This window comes from uncultured Aquabacterium sp. (assembly GCF_913773725.1).
Classification (GTDB): Bacteria; Pseudomonadota; Gammaproteobacteria; order Burkholderiales; family Burkholderiaceae_C; genus Aquabacterium.
Genome location: NZ_CAJYGK010000055.1, coordinates 1 through 4093, shown reverse-complemented (window position 1 = coordinate 4093; position 4093 = coordinate 1). Strand labels below are relative to the sequence as shown.

General features: G+C 63.3%; 4 protein-coding genes. All 4 read right to left on the bottom strand.

What is annotated here, in order from left to right:
- Positions 1 to 101: 101 nt before the first annotated feature.
- Positions 102 to 866: a hypothetical protein gene (locus tag QZ709_RS06855; RefSeq protein ID WP_294636529.1), complete on the bottom strand. Its 765-nt coding sequence runs from the start codon at positions 864 to 866 to the stop codon at positions 102 to 104.
- A gap of 205 nt (positions 867 to 1071) precedes the next feature.
- On the bottom strand, positions 1072 to 1908 hold the full coding sequence (locus QZ709_RS06850) for a hypothetical protein (protein WP_294636527.1): 837 nt from the start codon (positions 1906 to 1908) through the stop codon (positions 1072 to 1074).
- Positions 1909 to 2048: 140 nt separating this feature from the next.
- A complete protein-coding gene (locus QZ709_RS06845; RefSeq protein ID WP_294636525.1) occupies positions 2049 to 2615 on the bottom strand; it encodes a hypothetical protein in 567 nt (188 codons plus the stop codon).
- Between the two features lie 107 nt (positions 2616 to 2722).
- Entirely contained in the window at positions 2723 to 3613 is an 891-nt protein-coding gene (locus QZ709_RS06840; RefSeq protein WP_294636523.1) for a 3'-5' exonuclease, read from the bottom strand.
- Positions 3614 to 4093: the final 480 nt, after the last annotated feature.

The window sequence follows — 4093 nt, the reverse complement described above, 5'->3', positions numbered from 1 at the left end:
CGGCAACCTTGGGTGGCCGAAGGTGTCGATGGTCATCCAGTAGCCCCAGGGCAGCCTCGGGTTGCGCCACTTTTCGTAGGGCAGTTCGGTGCGGTTTCTGCTCATGCGCGGTCTCCCAGTCTGGGCGCAGGCAGGCTGGGGGATTCCGCTCTGGGTGGACTGGCGGTGCTGGCAGCGCCGCCCTTGGCCTGATCATCGATCGCCTTGAGCTTGCCCGCGAGCGCGGTGACTTGGGCGCAGACGAAGGCCTCATCGCGATAGATCGGCCCGCGAGCGCTCCCGATGCCGCTGGTTGCCAACCGCGGAATGTAATCCTGCGGTCCATTCATCACCATGCCGAACCACCATGCCAAGTCATTCCCGTGGTCCTGCCCCGCACTTGCCTGTGCCCTTTCCCGGTGCTGGTCCTGCGACGGTCCAATTGGCCGAGGCGGCACGTGGCAGATGCTCATGCGCTCCGGGACTTTCTCCTGACAGGCCGCGCTGTAGCTGACATTCTGGTGCAGCCCCTCGTTGATGCTGCCGGGCAGCGCATCGGCCATCCATCCGGCCAGGGCATGGCTTGGCTCGACGCCAACGTAGCCGCCAAGCTCGCCAGTGCGCTGCCGCAGGATGATGCAAGGGTAGCCGGTGGCCGGATCGGTCCATGCAACCTTGGTGGATTCGTTTTTCCAGGGGCCCTGTCCGTAGGCGCGCAAGGATCGTTCGTCGTAACGGGCGTCCGGAACAATGCCGGAGCCGACAATCGGCACGAGATCCTGCCTTGCTGCCTGCGCATTGCGGCTTTCCTGTGCTGCCGCTTCCTTGAGACGTTTGATATCCGCCGCGCTCAGACGCGCACGGGGACCGGTTGGCTTCTTCGCCATGGTGTAGTTCCTTCTATGCAAAAAGGCCGCCGACGCGGGATTGCGTCGACGGCCTTGGTTCTCGGGGTTGGGTATAGGGGAGATGTTCCCGTCGTTGGGCTCTGGGCCCGGACGGATCAGGTCATGCGCGTTCTCCTTCTGATGGGATGGATGGCGATACGATTGCGGCGATGACGCCGATCGACACTATGCGTCGGTCTTTGCATCACGCCGCGTCCGCCAGTGCCGGCGCCTTCCTGCCAATCCGCCGCCACAGCGCGCCAGAAGCAAGGCCTACCCGCTCGACGAAGCGCGCACTCAGCGCCCCATGACGCGACCACCACTGCAGCAGCGCATGGCTCGCCGTTGCCGGATCGATCCCGGCATGGCCCTGTGATCTTGCCCAGGCCATTGTCGCTGCCGCCGTCAGCACGGTGTCGAGTTCGACGTGGCTGCGCAGTTCAGCCCAGCCATCTGGGGCCTGCGGATAGCCGACCTTCGCCTTGTCGCGCAGCAGATTGGCCTGGATGCCAAGGCGGACGAGGATCTCGGTCAGGTGATGCCAAGTCTTGCTTTTGCCCTTGATGGCAAGACCCAGATCGAGATGGGGCCGCCACGCCGCTTTCCAGTCACCCGCCGAGGCGATCAGCTGGTCCGGCAAAACAAGGCCGTATTCCATCGCCGCAAGCTTGAGCACCGGCACGTCCATGGCGATCGAGCCATAGCCGACCATGCAGGTGCCCTCTGGCCGTGCACGCATGTGCGTGAACAGGCCTTCGACCACGCCCTTCTCGCCACCATCGTGGGGCAAGGTCCAGCTGGCGATCCGCTCGCAGGTGATCGCGCCGTCCCCGGCCAGGGCCAAATCGAAGGCCGCAGCAGCGTGGATACGCCGGGCGCCGATCCGTGGTGGCCAGCTTTCGCTGTGCTGGATGAAGCAGTAGTTGTCGTGCAGCATCTCGTCCCAATGGGTTTCGATGTCGAAGAAGGTGAAGTGCTGGATGGCCAGGTCTGCATGGGCTGCGTTTGCCGTGGTATTGGCCAGGGTATTGAACGTCTTCATGATGATGTTTCCTGTTGCTGAAACGCAGACGGCCGCCTCGAAGGGCGGCCGTCTGCGCGATTGGTGTTGGTGTTATGTCGTGGTTGATGACCGACTGCCTTAGCGGCCTCGGTCGCGCATGAAGGGATGACGGTCCCGGATCAGATCGTCGCGATTCCCTTCCTCGCCTGCTCCAGCGAGCGCCAGGCCTGCCAGGCCGCAAGCACGGCGCGCTTGTCGGTTGCTGCGATGTCGCGGGTTTCGTTCAGCCAGGTGAGCCAGATCGCCTGCGCCCGAAGCGGGAGAAGCGCGATCCGGTGTTCCACCTTCAGCCCGGGATTGGGCCCGCGATACTTCAGGCCGTACTCAAGACCGGTGCTCACCAGCTGCCATTCGGAACAGCGCAGGACCAGCATGCGCCCGTAGCCCTCGATCGGCAGGCCCAGCATCCGGAAGGAGCTGGCCAGCGAGTTGATCCAGAAGCTCTCGGCCAGCGGCATCTGCCCCTCGAGCGGAATGACGCTGAGGATGTTCGTGCCTTCGGGCACGTGCTCAAGGAAACGCCAGGCAACGTCCTGCACCGGATGCGCTGGCAATCCGCCGAAGTTCATCGAGAAGCGGTAGTTGTGGTCGCCGTCATGGGTAACACCGAAGGCGGCAAACTCGATCGGGTAGCCATTGTCGTTCTCGAGGATGGCGAAGGTGGTAAGGTGTGTTCTGCAGATCATGGCTCGTCCTTGTGCCTGGGCCAGACATGCAGAAGGGCCGGCAGCCTTGCGGCTCCGGCCCTTCTGCAACTGCTGGCGAAGTGGTGAACTTGGGTTGTGCTGATCAATCAGCGATGGCGCTGGCGCGATGTCAGCAATTGCAGGGACGGCTTGCAGCGAACGTCATCGAGCAGCCAGCGCTTTTCTTCCTCGAGCGCATCCTCCTCGATGTCGGCCCACCACACCCGCCGGCTTGCATGCCACTTGTATCCGCGAGCCTTGAGCAGTTCCTTCTTCGAGAATGGCGCGCCCCGGGCCTCGACCCTGGTTGTCAGGCGTTCGGACCGATCGCGCAGGTGCGCCAGCAGGCAGCGTCCGTCAGGCGCTTCCCACGACAGCAGGTGAACCAGTGATGTGACATCGGCCATGGCCCGGTGCCCCTTGTTGTAGAAGCCGATCTGCGTCAGCAGATAGCCCAGCGCCCTGCCGTCGAAGCCAAGATCCGCCCAGTCAATCTCGGACATCGAGCAGGCCCAGTCGCTTCGGCGAATGCCCGGAAGCAGCCGTTCCAGCACGACCGCATCATAGGCCGCATTGTGCGCCACCAGCAGATCGCAGCGCTGGAACAGGTCGGTCCAACCCTCCGCGTCGAACTGTGCGCCCGCCACGTCTCCATCGCCGATGCCGGTCAGCCGCGTCACTTTCTGCGGGATCCCCATCCCGGGATCGCGCAAGCTTTGCTTGAGTTCGGCAACGCCGGTGATCACGCCTGCGCGGTCGATTTCCAGTACGCAGACCGCAAGATCGATCACCTCGGCCGTCTGCGGATCGGTCGACGTTGCCTCGCAGTCGACCACGCCAATGTAGGTTGGCCCGCGCTCCAAATCCGGGCCGATCAGCGCTGTTGTCGCCAGGGGCGCAACCGGACGCAGGATCCGGATGTCCCAGCTGTTATCGCAAGGTTCACGCGCAGGCAAATAGCTCGGCAGCTCGGCGCTGCCGGTTTCAGGTATTGTCATGTCTTGATATCCTTATGGGTTCATTGCGACCGAGCGCAGCGAGGAATTCTCTTTTCCATCACCGTTCTCGGTCACTAATTCCCCCCGCTATCTGCGGCTTTTCTGAACACGAGGACATGGATGGGCGCTCTGGGGGCGATCCGTTGCAGGATACGCCGGGCTGCCGGGCAGCGTCGTTGTCACGCCCGTGTCTACGCGTTGGGCGGTTTTCGGGCAGGACAGTGACAGGTGGGCGGACGTGGGCCTCAGGGCCATTCGTGTTGAGGGTGTTTCCAGCGCCGTCGCTTAGCACAAAGGACGGTTAAGACCGCAATCTTCGTGTTCGCTACCGGCGGCAGACGACCACTTTCGGCCGTACAGGAGTCCGATGGCCAACGATAGGTTCAGTGAAAACCCGCCATTCAAATCGAGTGCGCGCGGTTGGTGCGCTCTGGCCGTGCCAATGGCAATGGTGGCGCGGGATGCAGTAATCGTTGATTC

Excerpts from the sequence above, each read along its gene's own strand:
- QZ709_RS06855 (WP_294636529.1), bottom strand. The coding sequence starts at position 866 with ATGGCGAAGAAGCCAACCGGTCCCCGTGCGCGTCTGAGCGCGGCGGAT.
- QZ709_RS06850 (WP_294636527.1), bottom strand. The coding sequence starts at position 1,908 with ATGAAGACGTTCAATACCCTGGCCAATACCACGGCAAACGCAGCCCAT.
- QZ709_RS06845 (WP_294636525.1), bottom strand. The coding sequence starts at position 2,615 with ATGATCTGCAGAACACACCTTACCACCTTCGCCATCCTCGAGAACGAC.
- QZ709_RS06840 (WP_294636523.1), bottom strand. The coding sequence starts at position 3,613 with ATGACAATACCTGAAACCGGCAGCGCCGAGCTGCCGAGCTATTTGCCT.